16 protein-coding genes, 5 tRNA genes, 3 rRNA genes and 1 pseudogene are annotated in these 21,335 nt (G+C 38.2%); 7 read left to right on the plus strand and 18 right to left on the minus strand.

Going from position 1 to position 21,335, the window contains the following annotated elements; translation table 11 throughout:
- Positions 1 to 79: 79 nt before the first annotated feature.
- Positions 80 to 592, minus strand: coding sequence for a DUF6252 family protein (locus tag MG290_RS07945; RefSeq protein ID WP_264560811.1), 513 nt, complete (start codon positions 590 to 592; stop codon positions 80 to 82).
- Positions 593 to 812: 220 nt separating this feature from the next.
- Between MG290_RS07945 and MG290_RS07950 the strand changes: the two genes are divergently transcribed.
- The 4 genes from MG290_RS07950 to MG290_RS07965 all read left to right on the plus strand — a co-directional run bounded on the left by MG290_RS07950 (position 813) and on the right by MG290_RS07965 (position 3,681).
- Complete coding sequence (locus MG290_RS07950) at positions 813 to 1,340, plus strand: 30S ribosomal protein S16 (RefSeq protein WP_257499819.1); 528 nt, start codon at positions 813 to 815, stop codon at positions 1,338 to 1,340.
- Positions 1,341 to 1,357: 17 nt separating this feature from the next.
- Complete coding sequence (gene rimM, locus MG290_RS07955; RefSeq protein ID WP_264560812.1) at positions 1,358 to 1,882, plus strand: ribosome maturation factor RimM; 525 nt, start codon at positions 1,358 to 1,360, stop codon at positions 1,880 to 1,882.
- A gap of 56 nt (positions 1,883 to 1,938) precedes the next feature.
- Positions 1,939 to 2,652, plus strand: a complete 714-nt coding sequence (locus MG290_RS07960) for a tRNA1(Val) (adenine(37)-N6)-methyltransferase (RefSeq protein WP_264560813.1) — start codon at positions 1,939 to 1,941, stop codon at positions 2,650 to 2,652.
- Between the two features lie 126 nt (positions 2,653 to 2,778).
- Positions 2,779 to 3,681, plus strand: coding sequence for a T9SS type A sorting domain-containing protein (locus MG290_RS07965; RefSeq protein WP_264560814.1), 903 nt, complete (start codon positions 2,779 to 2,781; stop codon positions 3,679 to 3,681).
- 379 nt (positions 3,682 to 4,060) lie between these two features.
- Here the strand turns inward: MG290_RS07965 and rrf are convergent.
- The 9 genes from rrf to MG290_RS08010 form a co-directional block, all read right to left on the minus strand.
- Positions 4,061 to 4,172, minus strand: a 5S ribosomal RNA gene (gene rrf, locus MG290_RS07970).
- A 201-nt stretch (positions 4,173 to 4,373) separates the two neighbouring features.
- Positions 4,374 to 7,251, minus strand: a 23S ribosomal RNA gene (locus tag MG290_RS07975).
- 257 nt (positions 7,252 to 7,508) lie between these two features.
- Positions 7,509 to 7,582 (minus strand) — tRNA-Cys (locus MG290_RS07980).
- Between the two features lie 3 nt (positions 7,583 to 7,585).
- Positions 7,586 to 7,662, minus strand: a tRNA-Ala gene (locus tag MG290_RS07985).
- 155 nt (positions 7,663 to 7,817) lie between these two features.
- A tRNA-Ile gene (locus MG290_RS07990) sits at positions 7,818 to 7,891 on the minus strand.
- A 69-nt stretch (positions 7,892 to 7,960) separates the two neighbouring features.
- Positions 7,961 to 9,478: ribosomal RNA gene (locus MG290_RS07995) — 16S ribosomal RNA — on the minus strand.
- Together the 16S, 23S and 5S rRNA genes with 4 tRNA genes alongside form the textbook arrangement of a ribosomal RNA operon.
- Positions 9,479 to 9,678: 200 nt before the next feature.
- Positions 9,679 to 9,753, minus strand: a tRNA-Val gene (locus tag MG290_RS08000).
- Between the two features lie 278 nt (positions 9,754 to 10,031).
- Positions 10,032 to 11,129: a T9SS type A sorting domain-containing protein gene (locus tag MG290_RS08005; protein WP_264560815.1), complete on the minus strand. Its 1,098-nt coding sequence runs from the start codon at positions 11,127 to 11,129 to the stop codon at positions 10,032 to 10,034.
- 10 nt (positions 11,130 to 11,139) lie between these two features.
- Complete coding sequence (locus MG290_RS08010) at positions 11,140 to 12,033, minus strand: hypothetical protein (protein ID WP_264560816.1); 894 nt, start codon at positions 12,031 to 12,033, stop codon at positions 11,140 to 11,142.
- A gap of 297 nt (positions 12,034 to 12,330) precedes the next feature.
- Here MG290_RS08010 and MG290_RS08015 point away from each other — a divergent pair.
- Together MG290_RS08015 and MG290_RS08020 are read left to right on the plus strand one after the other, a co-directional pair.
- Positions 12,331 to 13,842: pseudogene (locus MG290_RS08015) on the plus strand (IS1182 family transposase); the annotation flags it as partial.
- A gap of 617 nt (positions 13,843 to 14,459) precedes the next feature.
- Positions 14,460 to 14,530: transfer RNA gene (locus MG290_RS08020), tRNA-Trp, on the plus strand.
- Positions 14,531 to 14,565: 35 nt separating this feature from the next.
- On the opposite strand, the gene MG290_RS08025 is transcribed toward MG290_RS08020, so the two are convergent.
- The 4 genes from MG290_RS08025 to MG290_RS08040 form a co-directional block, all read right to left on the minus strand.
- Entirely contained in the window at positions 14,566 to 15,585 is a 1,020-nt protein-coding gene (locus tag MG290_RS08025; protein ID WP_264560817.1) for a PorT family protein, read from the minus strand.
- A 95-nt stretch (positions 15,586 to 15,680) separates the two neighbouring features.
- A complete protein-coding gene (locus MG290_RS08030; RefSeq protein ID WP_264560818.1) occupies positions 15,681 to 16,709 on the minus strand; it encodes a hypothetical protein in 1,029 nt (342 codons plus the stop codon).
- A 6-nt stretch (positions 16,710 to 16,715) separates the two neighbouring features.
- The gene (locus MG290_RS08035) at positions 16,716 to 17,348 is read right to left on the minus strand and encodes a hypothetical protein (RefSeq protein WP_272585154.1); all 633 of its coding nucleotides are present in this window, start codon (positions 17,346 to 17,348) and stop codon (positions 16,716 to 16,718) included.
- The gene (locus tag MG290_RS08040; protein WP_264560820.1) at positions 17,349 to 17,882 is read right to left on the minus strand and encodes an RNA polymerase sigma factor; all 534 of its coding nucleotides are present in this window, start codon (positions 17,880 to 17,882) and stop codon (positions 17,349 to 17,351) included.
- A 238-nt stretch (positions 17,883 to 18,120) separates the two neighbouring features.
- On the opposite strand from MG290_RS08040, the gene MG290_RS08045 reads away from it, so the two are divergent.
- Positions 18,121 to 18,573 carry a T9SS type A sorting domain-containing protein gene (locus tag MG290_RS08045; RefSeq protein ID WP_264560821.1) on the plus strand — a complete coding sequence of 151 codons (453 nt, stop codon included), beginning with the start codon at positions 18,121 to 18,123 and terminating at the stop codon, positions 18,571 to 18,573.
- A gap of 46 nt (positions 18,574 to 18,619) precedes the next feature.
- Here the strand turns inward: MG290_RS08045 and MG290_RS08050 are convergent, their stop codons facing one another.
- The 4 genes from MG290_RS08050 to MG290_RS08065 all read right to left on the minus strand — a co-directional run bounded on the left by MG290_RS08050 (position 18,620) and on the right by MG290_RS08065 (position 21,270).
- Complete coding sequence (locus MG290_RS08050) at positions 18,620 to 18,931, minus strand: MGMT family protein (RefSeq protein ID WP_264560822.1); 312 nt, start codon at positions 18,929 to 18,931, stop codon at positions 18,620 to 18,622.
- Positions 18,931 to 19,554 (minus strand): LysE family transporter, encoded by a 624-nt coding sequence (locus MG290_RS08055; RefSeq protein ID WP_264560823.1) that lies wholly within the window; start codon positions 19,552 to 19,554, stop codon positions 18,931 to 18,933. The genes MG290_RS08050 and MG290_RS08055 overlap by 1 nt, the downstream gene beginning before the upstream one ends.
- Positions 19,554 to 20,228, minus strand: a complete 675-nt coding sequence (gene trmB, locus MG290_RS08060) for a tRNA (guanosine(46)-N7)-methyltransferase TrmB (protein ID WP_264560824.1) — start codon at positions 20,226 to 20,228, stop codon at positions 19,554 to 19,556. The genes MG290_RS08055 and trmB overlap by 1 nt, the downstream gene beginning before the upstream one ends.
- 133 nt (positions 20,229 to 20,361) lie before the next feature.
- Complete coding sequence (locus tag MG290_RS08065; RefSeq protein WP_264563188.1) at positions 20,362 to 21,270, minus strand: NAD(P)/FAD-dependent oxidoreductase; 909 nt, start codon at positions 21,268 to 21,270, stop codon at positions 20,362 to 20,364.
- Positions 21,271 to 21,335: the final 65 nt, after the last annotated feature.

The raw sequence follows: 21,335 nt of genomic DNA on the forward strand, positions 1-21,335 counted from the left end.
TCATACAAAGTTACAATAAAAAAAAGTCGCTCTTAAAAAAGAACGACTTAAGGATGTGTTAAACACCTTTAATATATTATTATTGTTTGGGTGCTTGTGGTGCAGCAGATGGATACGATAATGGAATTCTAAAAAACACCCCTTTGTTTAAGTTCACAATAGGCATTTCCGGCAAAACCATTGCTTCGTCAACCGGTACCATTTCTGCCATAAAAGTACCAGAGATTGTTCCGGGAACTTGTTTTTCAACCGGATTCAACTTAATATAACCTTTTCCTGTTGATGATGAAGTGCTGTATAAATACATTTTATCATCTATAGTTTTTGAATAAGTTGCTACATTTAAGTTAGAAACTCCTAAAGTATATTCGCCACCAAATTCATAGTTATCTATAAATAGGGTAACATTTTCAGATTCGTTTACACCTACAATAACTAAATCACCATCACTATTCACGTTTGCTGCCAAGTTGTTTGCTCGCCAAAACGTATAACCATTCATGACTTCTAAAGTGGGTGTATTAGTGCTTAATTCTTCTTCGCACGAAACTAATGAGACTGCCATTAATGCAAGTAAAAAATATTTTTTCATATTTATTTAGATTCTGAATTCAATGTTTACAAACAAAAATAGAATATTTTCTTTACAGCCAATCATTTTTTTTAATAATTATTTAACTTTTTTAAATTTTAACACAATTTCACCTATTTTTAATCGCAAAAAATGGGTGGTATAAAAAAAATAACTAATTTTGCACATTGAAATTTATAACAAATGAGGTCGGGAACCTCGATTAAATCATTAAAAGATTATGTCTGTAAAAATTAGATTACAAAGACACGGTAAAAAAGGAAAACCTTTTTACTGGGTAGTAGCTGCTGATGCACGTGCTAAAAGAGATGGTAAATTCTTAGAAAAAATTGGAACTTACAATCCAAACACAAATCCTGCAACGATTGACTTAAACGTTGATGCTGCTGCAAAATGGTTATTTAATGGTGCGCAACCAACCGATACTGCTCGCGCAATTTTATCGTACAAAGGTGCATTATTAAAACACCACTTAAACGGAGGTGTTCGCAAAGGTGCTTTAACTCAAGAACAAGCTGATGCAAAATTTGCTGCTTGGTTGGAAGAAAAAGCAAACAAAGTGAACTCTAAAGTTTCTGGATTGGCTGACAACAAAGCTGCTGCTAAAGCTGCTGCATTAAACGCTGAAAAAGAAGTAAATGCAAAACGTATTGCTGCTGCACAAGAAGCTAAAGCTGCTGCTGAAGCTGCAACTGCAGAAGAAGCTACTCCTGAAGTAGAAGAAAATACAGAAGAAACGGAAGCATAATTTGTAAGCGATTTTGAATGCGTATAAAAGATTGTTTTTACTTAGGAAAAATCGCAAAGAAATTTAGTTTCAAAGGCGAAGTTTTGGTGTTTTTAGACACCGACGAGCCTGAATTGTACACAGAATTGGAATCAATGTTCGTTGAAATAAACGGACATTTGGTTCCTTTTTTTATTGAAAAAGCATCCATACACAAAGAAAAATTTCTTCGCACACAATTTGAAGATGTGCATTCTGAAGATGCAGCTGATGATTTAGTGGGAAAAGATGTGTATTTGCCACTTACCATGCTTCCGAAATTAGAAGGAAACAAATTTTACTACCATGAAGTGGTGGGTTTTGATGCCATTGACCAGCGATTAGGTAATTTTGGAACTATTGCCCGAATAAGCGACAACGGCGTACAAGCCTTGTTTGAAGTTCAGAAAGATGATGCCTTAATATTAGTTCCTTTAATTGATGAATTTATTATTGAAGTAAATCGCGAAAATAAATCCATTATTTTCAATACTCCGGAAGGTTTGATAGATTTGTACTTATAATTACCGCTAACTTTCATTTTAAAGCAGTATTTTTGAAGTAAAAACCCACTTCAAAAATGTTCCAATTCAAACAATTTACCGTTCAACAAGATCATTGTGCCATGAAAGTTGGTACAGACGGCGTTTTGCTAGGTGCTTGGACTCCTATTTTTCATAAACCATTCAATATATTGGATATTGGTGCAGGCACAGGTTTAATTGCTTTAATGTTGGCTCAAAGAAGCGATGCACAGCAAATTGATGCGGTTGAAATAGACGAAGAAGCTTACGAGCAATGTGTAGAAAATTTTGAGCAAAGCCCTTGGAACGACCGTTTATTTTGCTACCATGCATCGATTGATGAATTCACAGAAGAATTTTTTGAAGATGAAGAAGAATATGATTTAATTGTATCGAACCCACCTTTTTATTCTGAAAATTATTCATCGGGATACGAAAAACGCGATCAAGCACGCTTTCAAGAAGCTTTACCGTTTGATGAATTAATAGAATCGGCACAAGCTTTATTGTCTGAAAAAGGCATCTTCGCAGTGATCATTCCTCATAAAGAAGAAGAAAACTTTATTGATTTAGCAGAATCTGTTGGATTGTTCCCGTTAAAGATAACACGAGTTAAAGGAAACACGGTATCTGAAATTAAACGCAGTTTAATCGCTTTTTCTAGATTCAAACAAGAACCTATTATTGATGCTTTAACCATTGAAACAACTCGCCACAATTACACTCAAGAATACATAAACCTGACTAAAGATTTTTATTTGAAAATGTAACTACATTTCTATCACAAACAAAGTGCACATTGTTTTTTAAAATTTTTAATGAGAATAATATAATTTTTATTTGTAGATATTGAATTTTTAATTACTTTTATATAATAATTTTAAAAAATTCTAACCATGAAAAAAATTTTACTCTCTTTAGCATTTATAGGTGCTACTAGTATTGCAGCAAATGCGCAAACAACTCTTTCACAAACGGGCGGAGCAGCCCCAACTACAAATACTATCTTTTGTCCTCTACAATCAGGAACTCCTCCGCAAACTGTAGGTACTCAAGCAACTAGTTATTATAGATCATACACTATGACTGCTGCTACTAAAATTGTATCTGTAAAAGTTGGAAACATAGTGAACCTCGCAACAGGAACAGGAGCACCTACTAGTTTTCCTATTACTGTAACTTTACATAAAAGTAATGGTGCTTTTCCAGCTTCTAGTTTAACGCAATTAGCTACCGTTAACAAAGCATTACCTAAATCTGCAGTAGATTCTCAAAATAATTTAATTCCTGCAACTGAAAATATTGCTTTACCTACGCCTGTCCCGGTTGCTGTAGGAGATATAATTGTTGTAGAGGTAAGTCATGCTACGGTTAATGGAGGTTTGTTTTTAATGGGAGCTGTAGCCCCAACAGCTACGGGTACTAGTGGCTTTATTAAAGCAACAAATTGTGGTATTGCAAACCCAACAGATATTAGCACAGTAAATGTAGGTACACCTCCGGCACCGGCTAACGGTAAAATTGTATTAGACTTAGTTGAAGATGCTTCAGCTTCATCAGAACAATTCTTCACAGAAAACTTTAATTTATACCCTAACCCAACTTCAGATGTTTTAAATATTTCATCTAAAAACGGTTTAGAAATGAAAGAAATTAAAATTACGGATTTATCTGGAAGAGTGGTAAGAACTTTAAACAATGTTTCTACAATTAATGTTTCTGATCTTTCTGCAGGTACTTATTTAATTGATATTACTACTATGAAAGGAAAAGCTTCTTCTAAGTTTGTTAAAAAGTAACATTAAGAACTTTCAATAAAGTAAATCAAACCGTCTCATTAGTATTGAGACGGTTTTTTACTATAACTCATTTAACCCTTTAAGACCTAAGACAAAGAATATGCTATAATATTACATCTCATCATTTATATGAAAAATATTGTGTAAAGATATTGGGTACTGTACAAAAAAAGCGACAACCCGATCCGCCGAGGCGGAGAATTGCGCCGCACCACCCAAGCGAAGCGAACGGTACGCAGTAAATAACAAAAAAAGAAAGCCCGTCTTGAAAAAGACAGGCTTTACTAAAAAAAGGCGGCGACCCGATCCGCCGAGGCGGAGAATTGCGCCGCACCTATAACAAAAAAGAGGATTACTAAAATAGTAATCCTCTCTTAAAAAAAGGCGGCGACATACTCTCCCACATGAAGATGCAGTACCATCTGCGCTATCGGGCTTAACTTCTCTGTTCGGAATGGGAAGAGGTGAGCCCCGATGCTATAACCACCTTAAATCTTTGTTTAAGGTTTAAAGTTTTTTTTGTTTTAGGTTTTAACCTTGAACGTTAAACTTTGAACTTTAAACGCCACGCCAATGGCGGGCTAATATTGTTAACATATTTTCGATACTTTTTTTTGTAGATATTCTAGTCTTAATACTTAATACTTAATACTAAAATCTTAATACTATTCTTTACAAAGCAACTTCCAGAGCACATAAGCATACGGGCTATTAGTACTACTCGACTATGACATTACTGCCTTTACATCTATAGCCTATCAACGTTGTCATCTCCAACGACCCTTTAAAGAAATCTCATCTTGTGGTGGGTTTCGCGCTTATATGCTTTCAGCGCTTATCCCTTCCCAACGTAGCTACTCAGCGATGCACCTGGCGGCACAACTGATACACCAGAGGTTGGTCCAATTCGGTCCTCTCGTACTAGAATCAGATCCACTCAAATTTCTAACGCCCACAGTAGATAGAGACCGAACTGTCTCACGACGTTCTGAACCCAGCTCGCGTGCCACTTTAATGGGCGAACAGCCCAACCCTTGGGACCTTCTCCAGCCCCAGGATGTGACGAGCCGACATCGAGGTGCCAAACCCCCCCGTCGATATGAGCTCTTGGGGGAGATCAGCCTGTTATCCCCGGCGTACCTTTTATCCTTTGAGCGATGGCCCTTCCATGCGGAACCACCGGATCACTATGCTCTACTTTCGTACCTGATCGACTTGTAGGTCTCTCAGTCAAGCTCCCTTTTGCCATTGCACTCTACGCACGGTTACCAAGCGTGCTGAGGGAACCTTTAGAAGCCTCCGTTACTCTTTTGGAGGCGACCACCCCAGTCAAACTACCCACCAAGCAATGTCCCCCGCATAGCGGGGTTAGATCTCAGATAAGCAAAGGGTGGTATTTCAACAATGACTCCACAACGCCTAGCGACGCCGCTTCATAGTCTCCCACCTATCCTACACATCACTTATCCAAGAACAATACTAAGCTATAGTAAAGGTGCACAGGGTCTTTTCGTCCCACTGCGGGTAATCGGCATCTTCACCGATACTACAATTTCACCGAGCTCATGGCTGAGACAGTGTCCAGATCGTTACACCATTCGTGCAGGTCGGAACTTACCCGACAAGGAATTTCGCTACCTTAGGACCGTTATAGTTACGGCCGCCGTTTACTGGGGCTTCAATTCAATGCTTCTCCGAAGATAACATCTCCTCTTAACCTTCCAGCACCGGGCAGGTGTCAGGCCCTATACGTCATCTTACGATTTAGCAGAGCCCTGTGTTTTTGATAAACAGTCGCCTGGACCTTTTCACTGCGGCCCCCGCCGAGGCGGGGGCGACCTTTCTCCCGAAGTTACAGGTCTATTTTGCCTAATTCCTTAGCCATGAATCTCTCGAGCACCTGAGGATACTCTCCTCGACCACCTGTGTCGGTTTGCGGTACGGGTTGTAATAATCTAAGTTTAGAAGCTTTTCTTGACAGCCTTTAGGTACACTATCTCTTTGCCCGAAGGCTCCGAGTACTATCGCATTTCTCCATCCTCTACGCATTTTACTATAAAGGATATAGGTACGTGCTTTAACGAACTATTCCGTCAGTTCGCGGTACTTTCACCACTGCGTCACTCCATCACAACTATTACAAGTACGGGAATATTAACCCGTTGGCCATCGACGTCCCCCTTCGGGTGTGCCTTAGGTCCCGACTAACCCACAGCTGATTAGCATAGCTGTGGAAACCTTGGTCTTACGGTGTGCGGGTTTCTCGCCCGCATTATCGTTACTTATGCCTACATTTTCTTTTCTAAACAGTCCAGCAATTCTCACAAATCACCTTCTACCCAGTTTAGAATGCTCCCCTACCACTGTACATTGTACAATCCATAGCTTCGGTAGTATGCTTATGCCCGATTATTATCCATGCTCGATCGCTCGACTAGTGAGCTGTTACGCACTCTTTAAATGAATGGCTGCTTCCAAGCCAACATCCTAGCTGTCGGGGCAATCAAACCGCGTTTTTTCAACTTAGCATACATTTGGGGACCTTAGCTGATGGTCTGGGTTCTTTCCCTCTCGGACATGGACCTTAGCACCCATGCCCTCACTGATGAAAATCATTTAATAGCATTCGGAGTTTGTCAGGAATTGGTAGGCGGTGAAGCCCCCGCATCCAATCAGTAGCTCTACCTCTATTAAACTTTTTCAGCGCTGCACCTAAATGCATTTCGGGGAGTACGAGCTATTTCCGAGTTTGATTGGCCTTTCACCCCTACCCACAGGTCATCCGAAGACTTTTCAACGTCAACCGGTTCGGTCCTCCATTTGGTGTTACCCAAACTTCAACCTGCCCATGGGTAGATCACACGGTTTCGCGTCTACCATTACTGACTCATGCGCCCTATTCAGACTCGCTTTCGCTTCGGCTGCGTAACTTAATTACTTAACCTTGCCAGCAACGGTAACTCGTAGGCTCATTATGCAAAAGGCACGCCGTCACCCAACGAATGGGCTCCGACCGCTTGTAGGCGTATGGTTTCAGGTTCTGTTTCACTCCGTTATTCACGGTTCTTTTCACCTTTCCCTCACGGTACTGGTTCACTATCGGTCTCTCAGGAGTATTTAGTCTTGGCGGATGGTCCCGCCGGATTCAATCAAGGTTTCACGTGCCCCGACCTACTCAGGATACCACTATGTATTACATCGCTTACCAATACGGGACTATCACCCTCTGCGGTTCATCTTTCCAGATGATTCTTATTCACTTTGCATACAATATCGTGGTCCTACAACCCCAAAATTGCCGTAACAACTTTGGTTTGGACTTTTCCGCGTTCGCTCGCCACTACTTACGGAATCACTTTTGTTTTCTTCTCCTCCGCCTACTTAGATGTTTCAGTTCAGCGGGTTTGCTCATCTATCGATGTGACATGTCTTCAACATGCCGGGTTGCCCCATTCGGATATCTACGGATCAATTCGTGTGTGCCGATCCCCGTAGCTTTTCGCAGCTTATCACGTCCTTCTTCGCCTCTGAGAGCCTAGGCATTCCCCATACGCCCTTATTTTGCTTATTGTGCTCTATTTTTTTTGTTTCATGTTTCTTTTTTTAAGGTTTCAAGTTAAACTTGTTACTTTAAAAAAATTTATAACCCAAAAAATGTGCTTTATACTATTTTCAACACCAGTTAAAACTGATGCCTATTGAAAATATTTTTAAATATTTCTACTTTTTAAATGTATCTCAATATGTCAATGAACTTTTTTTGTTTAATTGTTAAACCGTGTTATCGGTTAACCGATTAAACAAATCAACGATTAATCGTTGAATCGTGGAGAATAAGGGAGTCGAACCCTTGACCTTCCCGCCTGTAGCGGGACGCTCCAGCCCCTTTTGGCTGAATCTCTTATGGTGGAGAATAAGGGAGTCGAACCCTTGACCTCCTGCGTGCAAGGCAGGCGCTCTAGCCAGCTGAGCTAATCCCCCCCAATTTAATTATGAATTGTGGATTATGAAATATGAACTAAATTTAATAATCCCTCAACCCTAAAATTTGCTTTGAATAAAATACTTTGTAGTCCCGGGCAGACTTGCTTCGACTTGGCTCAGCATAAACTTCTCGTCTTCCCAGTAATACTTCGTAGTCCCGGGCAGACTCGAACTGCCGACCCCTACATTATCAGTGTAGTACTCTAACCAGCTGAGCTACGAGACTCTGTATTTTTTATTCTGCTTTTTTTTGAACCAACAGTTAAAGAGTAAAAGATGTTTAAACCATCTCTAGAAAGGAGGTGTTCCAGCCGCACCTTCCGGTACGGCTACCTTGTTACGACTTAGCCCTAGTTACCGGTTTTACCCTAGGCAGCTCCTTGCGGTCACCGACTTCAGGTACCCCCAGCTTCCATGGCTTGACGGGCGGTGTGTACAAGGCCCGGGAACGTATTCACCGGATCATGGCTGATATCCGATTACTAGCGATTCCAGCTTCACGGAGTCGAGTTGCAGACTCCGATCCGAACTGTGACCGGTTTTATAGATTCGCTCCTTGTCGCCAAGTGGCTGCTCTCTGTACCGGCCATTGTAGCACGTGTGTGGCCCAGGACGTAAGGGCCGTGATGATTTGACGTCATCCCCACCTTCCTCTCAGTTTACACTGGCAGTCTTGCTAGAGTTCCCGACACTACTCGCTGGCAACTAACAACAGGGGTTGCGCTCGTTATAGGACTTAACCTGACACCTCACGGCACGAGCTGACGACAACCATGCAGCACCTTGTAATTTGTCCGAAGAAATATCTGTTTCCAAATACGTCAAACTACATTTAAGCCCTGGTAAGGTTCCTCGCGTATCATCGAATTAAACCACATGCTCCACCGCTTGTGCGGGCCCCCGTCAATTCCTTTGAGTTTCAGGCTTGCGCCCGTACTCCCCAGGTGGGATACTTATCACTTTCGCTTAGCCACTCAAACCGAAGCTCGAACAGCTAGTATCCATCGTTTACGGCGTGGACTACCAGGGTATCTAATCCTGTTCGCTACCCACGCTTTCGTCCATCAGCGTCAATCATTTGTTAGTAACCTGCCTTCGCAATTGGTATTCCATGTAATATCTAAGCATTTCACCGCTACACTACATATTCTAGTTACTTCACAAATATTCAAGCCCTACAGTATCAATGGCATTTTTTTGGTTAAGCCAAAAACTTTCACCACTGACTTATAAAGCCGCCTACGGACCCTTTAAACCCAATGATTCCGGATAACGCTTGGATCCTCCGTATTACCGCGGCTGCTGGCACGGAGTTAGCCGATCCTTATTCTTACAGTACCGTCAAATTCCCACGCATGGGAGTGTTTCTTCCTGTACAAAAGCAGTTTACAATCCATAGGACCGTCATCCTGCACGCGGCATGGCTGGTTCAGGCTTGCGCCCATTGACCAATATTCCTCACTGCTGCCTCCCGTAGGAGTCTGGTCCGTGTCTCAGTACCAGTGTGGGGGATCTCCCTCTCAGGACCCCTACCCATCATCGTCTTGGTATGCCGTTACCACACCAACTAACTAATGGGACGCATGCTCATCTTATACCAATAAATCTTTATAATATAAATGATGCCATTTCTATTAACTATAAGGTATTAATCCAAATTTCTCTGGGCTATCCCTTAGTATAAGGTAGATTGCATACGCGTTACGCACCCGTGCGCCGGTCTCTCCCGCCCGAAGGCGGGATACCCCTCGACTTGCATGTGTTAGGCCTGCCGCTAGCGTTCATCCTGAGCCAGGATCAAACTCTTCATCGTATAATTTTTTTTATTGTTGATGTGTCGTTTAAAACCTCTTGGTGACCCAAGAGCTTTTACTCTTTAATTCTCTGTTAATCCAATATGTCTATGAACTTATTCTTCTTTCCTTCGCTTCTCTCTCAAAGCGGTTGCAAAAGTAAAACTTATTTTTTAATCAGCAAATTTATTTTTGCTTTTTTTTGAAAAAGTTTTTTTTGTGGGCGATGAGGGGTTCGAACCCCCGACCCCCTCGGTGTAAACGAGGTGCTCTGAACCAGCTGAGCTAATCGCCCTTTTTCTTTTTGAACGGACTGCAAAGATAATAACCTTTTTCTATACCATCCAAATTTATTTTTTACTTTTTTTTCTAGGAACGTGGCTTTCGTTGTCCTGAAAGCGGTTGCAAATATACTACTCTTTTTTTGGCTTTTGCAAATGCTTTTTGAAAGTTTTTTAAACTTTTTTGTAATTATTTGACAGCGTGTGGTTTTGAAGTTTTAGCTAGGTTAAAATAATCTTTGCCAAAGTTTGGAACTTTGGCAAAGTTGTTTTGAAGCTACAGAAAAAAAAACTACTTTTTCACCAGCTTCTTAACCGCTGTGCCTTGGTTGGTTTGCAAATGCAGCATATACGTGCCGCTTGCTAAGTTTGCAACGTTTAATTGTATATCGGTTTCGTTGTTGTAGTTTTGAGTACTAAATTGCTTGCCTGCAACATCATATACCGTGATTTGCTGTATCTGCATATTCTCGGCGTTGGTGATGTTTACCACGCTGTTTGCTGGGTTGGGGTATAAGTTAAATTTTGCAGCCAACTGCTCGGTAGTTGCTAAAGTGGGTACCGTGTTTTGAGCTACTAAATTAATGTTATCTATTTTGGGGGTATAAAAAGTACCATCAACATCGCCAGACTTCGTGTAAAAAAACACTAATTCAACAGGGCTGTCATCAGGCAAGGGGTTGCCCTCGGTATCTAAACCACCCAACTCTAAAGTAAATGCAATGTTTTTAACATTCGTATAGTTTAAAGTTGGTATGCTGAAATACGCTTTGTTGTTATCATAATCTATATACATTTCTACAGTAATCCAACTGCCCATTGGTGGCGGTTGTAAGGGGGTACCGGGGCTTACCAATACAGCTTCACCTCCTCCGCGATTAAAATTACCCCTAGAAAAATCAAAACCGGCACCAAAACGATGATAACGAGGTTCATATGAAAACCTGGTCAACCCTCCTTCCTTGCTGTATAAAATTATACGTATTGGATCAGATGGAGGAGTGGAGCTTATATAACTATCATCTACATACAAATCAAAACTGCACTTAAAAACATTATTACCTGCCGTACGCTGCTGCCAATAGGTGTTTAAATCGGTACGGAATAAAGTACGGTTCGCTTCGCCTTTTTTGGTGAGGGGTCCTATTTGTGCAACATTCCCTTTGTTGGCTTCGGCTACAATTTTATAATCGTTATTGATAAGCGGTAAATTGTAAATGAGCTTATTTACAGATTTGGTAAACCAACCGCCTACACCAGGTACCGTGCCGTTATAATCGGTGCCTATATTTCCCACAGGATAATTGTTAAAATTTTCGGTGTAGAGTACTTGGGCAGTTAAGTTATAAACGCCTAATAAGGTGGTTATAATAAGGAGAATCTTTTTCATAGTTAACTATTTACTCTATATAAATTTTTACTCCACGAGGTTGTCTATTAGGTTTTGGCACCCAAGGACCGGTAAGAGCCGGAATTTGAACCCACTCATCATAAAACGGCACGGTAGTTATTTTGCGAATACCAGTGCCGCTGCCTGGGGTAGCAGTACCAAACAACTCTCTAGACCTTTTGCGATGTTGAGGATCTGGACCTGTAAACGTAATTGGATCAACAACAATTTCTTTTGTGCTTACACCACTGGGGCTATCGTGATAAAACAAAACGCTGCCAAAAGGCATATCTGAAAGCCCCATTGGAGACCAATCACCATTTGTAGTAACATTATTTTCTAAGGCTAATACATAATACGCATCGGGGTCAAAATTATACATATCGGTACCAAACTCTACTTTGTAATAAAACACTTTGCCATACTCGCGCAACAAACGTTCTTCTGCACCCGTACCAGCAGGTGGCGGCGCAGGTAATGGATACCCTAACTGCATAGGTTGTACAATATTGTTGTTTACAATATCAAAACCAATACTGTTTAAATTATAATTAATACCCACTGGTATGTTTACTAACGGGCAATGATCTTCATCGTGTTGCACCCACAACTCGTGGGTGTACCAACCTGTACCAGGCACTTGTGTTAATACAATAGGATTTGCTTGTACATAATCGCCGTATTCATTTCCACTGGCAAAAAGATTTGGATAGGCACCGCTTGCCAAGTTAAACCCACCTGTTGGGGTATTGTAAAAACCGTCATTAGCACCATCATAATATGCCAAACCTATATAAGGGGTTACCCGGACGTGTACACCGTCGTTCATTGTACCGCTGTATAATTCGTATTTCACTTTATACAATGAATCAATATCCCATGGCGACTCATAAGAATCAGACATGCTATAAGTTGCATACTGTGAACCGGGATTAGAAGGATGCTCTGAAGTACTTGCTTGACCATTGTCCTCAAATACACTGTCGGTTGTACATGCTGTAAGGGTTAGGCCTATTACCCCCCCCCCACAAAATTTTGCTTAATTTGCTCATAATTATTATATTTAAGTTGATTGAATTGTAAATATAATAAAAAAATTAACATGTTGTTAAATAAGAAGCTGTCCGAAAAGTCGGACAGCTTTTTTTTGTTGTATTTTTTCTCCAAAATAATTATCTTAGAGTTGCACAAAAAACCAACAATGGCTAAGGTAGTTTTTAAAAATCAAACAGGCAATAGTCCTGAACTTTTTCCGATTAATATTTTTGATAAAATCCCTAATAATCACCCTGTTCGATTAATCGAAGAGGTCGTTAACTCGTTGGATATTAGCAATATAATTAAGTTGTACAAAGGAGGTGGTACCTCTGCATATCATCCAAGAATGATGATTAAAGTGTTGTTTTACAGCTATTTGTCAAACGTTTATTCTTGCCGGAAAATAGCTAAAGCACTCACCGAAAACATCTATTTCATGTACATTTCGGGCAACTCTACGCCCGATTTCCGAACCATTAACGACTTTCGAGGGAAAATATTAAAAAATCATATTCAACAACTATTTGCCGAAGTAGTGAAAATGCTGGTTGAAATGGGCTATGTAAGTCTTGATATTCAGTACATTGATGGAACAAAAATCGAAGCCAAATCGAATCGTTATACTTTTGTTTGGAGAGGTTCGATTGAAAAATACAAGGAAAAATTAGAAGTTAAAATCAACACGATTATTTCAGATATCGAAAGTGCTATTCAGTCTGATAATCAAGAAATTAACAAAGAAGAATTACCTAAAAGCATCAATTCGGAAGAACTTCGGGAGAAGCTATCGATCTTGAATAAAAAGCTGAAAGAACCCACTAAAAAACAGGCAAAAGAGCTACAAAAACTTCAGGATGAGCATCTTCCAAAATTAGAAAAATACGAAAAAGACCTAGAAACTTTAGGCGATAGGAATTCTTACAGCAAAACCGACCCTGGCGCTACTTTTATGCGGATGAAGGAAGATCACATGAAAAACGGACAGCTTAAACCGGCTTATAATACGCAGATTTCAACTGAAAATCAGTTTATTACCCACGTTTCCATCCATCAAAAACCGGGGGATACCACGACTTTGGAATCGCATCTCGATGGTTTTGAAAATCTCTATGGAAAACAAAGCAAAGATGTGGTTGCCGATGCAGGTTATGGAAGCGAAGAAAATTACGAAATGCTTGAAAATAAAAGCATTAAAGCCTACGTGAAGTACAATTATTTTCACAAAGAAGCGAAACGGACGATGAAAAATAATCCGTTTTTGGTTCAGAATTTATTCTACAACAAAGAACAAGATTTTTACGTTTGTCCGATGGGGCAACGAATGGAAAATGTTGGCAAAGGAAAACGAATTTCGAGCAACGGACACGAATCGAAAGTGTCTTATTATCAATCAAAAAACTGTAATAATTGTCCGCTTCGAGAGGAATGTTTCAATGCAAAAGGTAATCGCAGAATAGAAGTCAATCACCGTTTGAATGAGCTTAAAGAAAGAGCGAGAAATTTATTAACGAGCGAGAAAGGGCTGGAACATCGCAGTAGACGCCCTATAGAAGTAGAGGCTGTTTTTGGGCAACTCAAGTACAATAATGATTTTAATAGATTTACATTCAAAGGCTTAGAGAAAGTAGAATTAGAATTTCTACTGATGGCTCTTGGACATAATTTTAGAAAAATGGTGGCTGTAGCAGTTGCGGGAAGAAAAACGGTATTCAAACGCCGTATTTTTGGTTCTAAACTTGTCATTTTTGTCGAATTTAGATGCTATCAGCGGTCTTTATTTCAAAAAAAGCAAGAAATTAACTTTAGTGATGATGTTGAAAAGTTAGTAGTATAACAAAGAGGCTATCCTTTTTGGACAGCCTCTTGTATAAAATCTTATTTCATTTCCTGCAACCAATTGCGCATTGAAACTTCTTCGTTGATAATGTTTTTAATCTTTGCCAAAGTTCTAAACTTTGGCAAAGTTGTACAATTTTAAAACATACAATTTACATTATACAGTAAAAACCGCGTTAGGGATAGCAGCGAAAATCCTTTTTGTGAGCTCGCGAACAAAAAGATTGTAGCGAATAGCCCGACCCGACTGTTTGCTTGGATTTTTCTGTGGTGGACGAAATGGTATGTGTACCCTGAGCTTTGTTTTGAAACGGAATGGAAGGGGAACGCCCAAATTTAATTTATACTTATTAAAGGCGCTGAAATTAAACAGATTAAGGGTTAAGCTAAATTTCTTTGGTTAATTTATTAGGTTTTGTAAGGTTTTTGCGTTTATATTTGCAACCGAAATGTTCTACGGGTGTAGTTCAAGGGTAGAATAGCGGTCTCCAAAACCGTTGATGGGGGTTCGAATCCCTCCACCCGTGCATAAAAAAACCAGCTGATGAGCTGGTTTTTTGTTTTATAAGCCTAATTGAAGGCCGATGCTCCAATAGTTTTGATCTACTATATTGTCACTGAACACAGGGTTTAGATCGTATTTTAGCACCAGCTTGAACGTGTCTTTTCCTGCATAAGCGGTTAAACCGTATTGAAAATCGTTTACGTTCCAATCGCCTTTTTGCTGTTCGGAAATTTTGTATCCATCGGCGTTTTCGTATCTGATGAATTGTTTGGAATTGATGTTGTACCCTACATATCCTCCTATCCCAAAGTTGATGCCTTCGTTTGTTGTGAATCGGCGGTTTGCTTGGTTATAGGTTTTTGTGGTGGTTGTGAAATCTAACGAAAGGGGTATGGTTATATAGGTGTTTCGCAAATAGGCGTAGTTTTTACGCAATTCTTTTGTTGAAGGCGCTGTTACTGTTTGGTTACCTGCAAGGGTGAATTCGCGATTTTGTGTGGTTGCTAATCCGTTGTATTTAAAACCTAAACCGTAACGAATTCCCCATTTGTTGTTGGTTTTACTGAAAGGTGCTCGTGCGGCGATTCCCCATTCGAAATAATTGGAACGCAGATAACCGAATTCGGAATTGGCGAAAGCACCATCGGTTGCTACATTGCCTACACCAAATGCCAGATAAGGGGTAACTTTAGTGCGGTATTTTACTACGGTATCCATTTGTACGCCCATGGCAAAATCGAAAGGTGAGGTTTCTTTGCCCCAATCGTAATCATAGTTTTCTTCGGTTGCATCAACTGCTTCTACTTCAACAACCTCAACTTCTTCCACAACTGGAACAACTTGTATCGCTACTGGCGGTTCGTTTGAAATTTTGGTGATGATTTGATAGGCTTGCTCTTTTGAGATACGCCCCATATCTACTTGATCATTAACCACTTTAATTTTATCGGTTAACGAATAATCTTCGTTGGCAACCGCTTCTTTTATTGCAGTGTTTTTTTCGATGAGGCTATCGATATTCTGTGCTTGTACCGATACGGTGAATGCAAATAATGCAAAACATAATAGTTTTTTCATTCTTAAGTATTTAATTTTTTAAGTGAGTGTGTAATTTAATAATTTGTTACATGCAAAGGCAAAGCTTGTGCCGTTTTTAACATTTTATTACAAAATTATAGTAATTCTATAACAACACTCATATTAAATATGTTTTGATCTGCAAATGATCGTTTAAATACTTGGTTTAGATTATAGGTAGCTCTTAAACTAAAATTCTGGTAACCTATATAAGCTCCTACTCCATAAATAAATTGATTGGAATTGAATTTAGCAGCGGTTGTTTGTCTGTATTTTTCTCCGTCAATTTCATATTCTAACTGCCTACTTAATTGTGAATATCCTAAAAAACCTCCTAGTCCTGCAAAAAAAGATTGGCGAGATTTTATGATTTGATTTCCAAATTCATCATATTTTCTCTTAGAAAAATCATATTCTAAATAATTAGACCAATTTAGTTCTGTAAAATTCATTCTTGATTTAGTTACAGGAAAATCAACATCATCTAAAACGGTTTCGTTATTAACACTCTCAAATGTTTTATTATCTTTTATCTTGAAAAGATGAAAGTTAACGTCCAGCATAGATTTCCAATAAATTTGGGAAGTTTCTTTTCCAATACGCGTTTTTGCTCCTAAACCAACACCTGCCGAAGAAACAAAACCACTTTCATAGTAATCTTTATATACCGAATCGTCAATTATTAAAGAACTGTTACCAAATCTATATTCTACCACAAATAATGATTTATTCTCTATTAACTGCTTTTGATAAGCTGTCATATCTGAACTAAAATTAATATTATCTTCGATTTTATTATTAATTAGCACTTTAATTTTATCTTCCTGAATTTTGGTTTCTTCTTCGATTTGTTTGGCATAAAACTCGGCTTTTTCGTTACGTAACTTATCCGCTTCGGCTTTTGTTAATTCGTTATTTTCAACTTTTAGGTCGATTTCGTTCAAATCCTGTTTCAACTTTTCTTTGTTGTTTTTAATGATTAGATCGATATCATATGAAATATCGTTTACCTTTTTTGTAAACTCATTTGCCGATTGCACGGGGCGTTTGTCGCTAAAAAATTCTTGTGCCTGAACACTTAAAATGCTTAATAAAAATGCGGTTGTTAAAATTACTTTTTTCATAATGGATTATTTTGAATGTGCTACAACTGTGTTTATTTCCTTTATTTTTTTCCAGAAATTTTGACCGTTTGAAACCATATTGTCGGTTTGGCGTTCCATTTCGGCGCTTCGCAACAATTTGCTTGGATTCACTTTGATTTCAACTTTTGATGCAGCTATCAAAGGCTTTTCTTCGATTTCCCTATCTGCTTTCTGAATGATAGAATAACTTTCGATTGGCTGACCTACTTCGTATTCTTGTGGTTGATTTTTAATATTTTGAACGATTTCTGCAGGAACTTTCTTGATTATTGCCGACTGCTTTTTAGTATCTTCTGTTTTCTGCGGAACAACTGCTGTTTTCACAATTGGATGATGGTTTTGTGGTTGCTGTATTTTATTTGATAATGTGTCTTTTGATACATACACATTATTGGAAGCCGGTTGAATCAATTCCGAATCTTGCTTCTGTAGTAACGTAAACAACCCGAATAGTACAACAACAGATGCTGCTACTGCCCAATAAATTCTATATGCGTTTTTTGGTTTTGCTTGTGGTTCGTTTAAAAGATGTTCCATTCGTTGCCATGCATCTGCCGATGGTTTTATTTCACGGCGTTGGAAAAAATCTTTTATTTTTTTTTCAAAATCCTCCATCATCTATCGTATTAATTCAATTTGTTGTTTTAATAATTTTTTAGCGTAAGCCAGCTGCGATTTCGATGTTCCTACTGAAATATGCAGCATTTCGGCAATTTCCTGGTGTTTGTATCCTTCAATCACACTCAACACGAAAACATATCGGCAGCCTTGTGGCAAATCGTCTATCAGTTTTTGGTAATCGTTTGATATTTCGTAGGAATCTGAAACCACACTTAATACCGATTGACTGGCGTCTTCTATAAAATCGAGTTCTTTTTTTGAACGAAGAAACGACAAGCTTTCGCGAATCATGATTTTTCGGATCCAGCCTTCAAAACTACCATCGTTCCGGTACTGATTGATGTTTTGAAATACTTTCAAAAAGGCGCACAGCATAACATCTTCTGCATTGTGAAGATCTTTAATGTACTGCCTACAAGTACTCAACATTTTGGGTGAAAACTGATCGAACAATTGTTTTTGTGCCACCCGATTGTTATTCTGCACTTGTTGAATTAATTCTGTCTCGGAAAAATGGTTTATTACCTTCAACTTTTGGCTGTTTATTATATAGACGCAAAAGAAATCAAAAAGGTTGTATAGTGATTATTTTTTTTTTGAATATTTTTGGAGAGTATAATATTTGAGTAATTAAAACACTTTAAATATTGCGATAGGATTATGATCGAAAAAACCAACTTGGTTAATTATGTGAATACCATATTTTGTTGAGTCACTTCTAAATTGTTGTAAAGTAATAACAGTATTATCAGACTTGAATGTGCCTAATATGAATACAAACATACGAACTAAAATAGGTACTAATAATGACTTGAAAAGCGTATCAGGATCAATAGGTGTAGGAGTATCTAGGGGATTTTGGCTTACAAAAAATGACAATTCATTATCATATTTTGGTGATAATACAAATTTACCTGCTCAAATTTCGCCTGCCACTACACCTAAAGAGGTTTATTATTGCGGGAAAGCTTCTGTACCGAGATATGAAAATGAGATAAACATCAATCTATATCCTAATCCAACTACCGATAAACTTTTTTGGTCAGGAAAAGTTATCATAATTGAAAAAATCACCATATATGACATTAATGGAAAGAAGATAGTAGAACAAAATGTTTCTGAAAACAGCATAAATGTTTCGCATCTTGCATATGGGAATTATATAGTAAAATTAGAATCTAATAATGAAATTAATTATCATTCTAAATTTATAAAAAAATAAGATTCAAAACAGAAAACGTCCAAAGTTTAAACTTTGAACACTTTTTTCAAGGCTCCCAAAAATGTTCGTTAAAATTTTGAACCGTATTATCTTTTATTCTAACTCCTTCATTTTCCAATAACTGCTGCATTAAATTGGTTCCTTGGAAATGATGTTTACCCGTGAGCAATCCTTTGCGATTTACCACTCGGTGTGCTGGAATTTCTTCGTTTAAATGCGAGGCATTTAAGGCATAACCCACCATTCGAGCTGATTTTGGTGCACCTATCTTTTTGGCAATAGCTCCGTAAGTGGTGATTCTTCCATACGGAATCTGTTTTACAACTTCATAAACCCGCTGAAAAAAATCCTTTTCCATTATTTATAAAACAGTTTACACAGATTAATAACAGTGATAATACCAGTGATGCATCCTAATATTTTATTGATGTTTTTCAACACAAAACTTTCTTCAACTACCGTGTTTTTAAATAGTTTTATGTAGAAAGTAAACGAAAGAAGTGTTCCTAGCAACACGCCGATGGTCAACAAAATATTGCTGATATAGTTTATGCTGTAAAAGTTATTATTAATCGCCGTGATTGTTATAAAAACATAATAAAATATAGGAAACACGTTAATCAAAGCAAGCAATATTCCTTGACTGAAGCGTTTGCTTTTTCCTTTTATGGTTACTTCGCTTTTTAATTTTTTTTTGGGTTTGGTTGCAAAAAAATAGATGGTTAAGATTAAAAATATCACAAAACCAATTTCGCGGAGCATATTAGTGATAAACGCACTGCGGTCTATTATTTTAGCAAAAAAAACCGCCAAATAGGTTTGTAAAGCAATTACAATCAATGTGCCTGCAATAAAACTATATGCGTGTTTCATTCCTTCCTTTTTAGAAATTTTCACTACTGTGGCATTCAAAATACCCGGAAGCAGTGTTCCAAGTATCGATGCACCAAGACCAGTGAAAAAAGGAAAGAAATAGTTCATTATTTAATTTGAAATTTAATATAGGTAATGGGCTTGTTTTGCTCTAAATATTGCGATTCGTAAAATGTTTGAATGGCTGTTACCACATCGGGTGCACCTTCGTTTCTATATACATTGTGGTTGGCATACAAAACTTTATGCCCAGCACCATGAAGCAAACCTAAGGTGTAACCATGCATAAACTCGCTATCGGTTTTAAGATTAACCACTCCTTCGGATTTCAAAATGTTTTTGTATCGAGCCAAAAATTCGGCGTTGGTCAAGCGGTGTTTGGTGCGTTTGTATTTAATCTGCGGATCGGGAAAAGTAATCCAAATTTCATCTACTTCATTTGCTGCAAAACACATTTCAATCAGTTCGATTTGTGTGCGTAAAAAAGCCACATTTGGTAAATTTTCTTCGATGGCGGTTTTTGCCCCACGCCAAAATCGAGATCCTTTTATATCAATACCAATAAAGTTTTTTTCTGGATATCGGCGTGCCAATTCCACCGAATATTCGCCTTTTCCACAGCCTAATTCTAAAACAATTGGGTTGTTGTTTTTAAAAACCTCTTTGTTCCAGTTGCCTTTAAAAGAAAAATTGTTTGTTGTAAGTGCTTCTCTGGTTGGCTGATATACATTTGAAAACGTTTCGTTTTCTCTGAAGCGTTTCAATTTGTTTTTACTTCCCACTTTTATAAATTTTGGTAAAAATACAACAATTGAACGGTAATTTATATTTCCAAAAACAAAAAAAGCGATTATTCTTTAACAGCTTTTTCAATTCTCTTTAAAATGATAAAACCCTCCAACTAGTTTATGATGCTTAAAAACGTTCCATTGTCAATTCATTATTAACCATGGACCCCGCAATACCTCCGGTTGCAACAGCGTATGATACCGAACGCATCATTGTTGCATTATCGCCACAAGCAAAAACACCTGGAACAGTTGTTTTCTGAAACATATCTACTTTGATATGCCCCCAATCTGTTAACTCACAACCTAATAAAAAAGGAATGTCTGAGTGCTGCTCGAATGGGATTGCTGCATAAGCGGCTTCAATGTTTTCTTTTGCTCCATCCTCATATAATAAAGCTGAAATAATTCCTTTTTGATGTTCTATTTCTTTTACTTCTTTCTCCACTATTCTAACTTGATGCTTTTTGAGTTTTGCTAATTGTTCTTCTGAAAAATCGGCTTTTCCTCTTGTAACAATTGTAAGGTCATTAGTAAGATTATTCACTAAAGTACCTAAATGAAACGCACGATCACCGTTACCTAAAATAACTGTTTTTTTGCCTTTAAACTCATAACCGTGACAGTATGGGCAATGAATAACTGTTTTGCCCCAACAATCTTCAAAGTTTTTAATATTTGGAAAAATATCTTTTACACCGGTCGCAAAAATCAATTTTTTTGCCGAAAAATTTGTACCCGAATGTACTGAAATTTCAAAACCGTTTTCTGTTTTCTTCCCTTTAATTGCTTTTCCTTCAAAGAATTTTACGGTATGGTATTTCAAAACTTGCTCTTTTGCTTTTGATGCTATTTCAGAAGGAACAGCGCCATCGTGCGTTATGAAATTATGCGAATGGGGCGTGTAACGATTGCACGGTTTTCCACTATCAATAATTAATACATTTTTTAAAGAACGCCCCAAAGCCATGGCTGCGGATAGACCAGCATAACTTCCACCGATAATTATTACATCGAACTGATTGTTTTCTTTCATACTATTTGATTTTGCAAATGAAGTTAATGGAAAAGGTAGTATTAAAGCTGTGATTGCTAAACTAC

Origin of the sequence: Flavobacterium sp. CBA20B-1 (genome assembly GCF_028473145.1) — a bacterium.
GTDB lineage: Bacteria > Bacteroidota > Bacteroidia > Flavobacteriales > Flavobacteriaceae > Flavobacterium.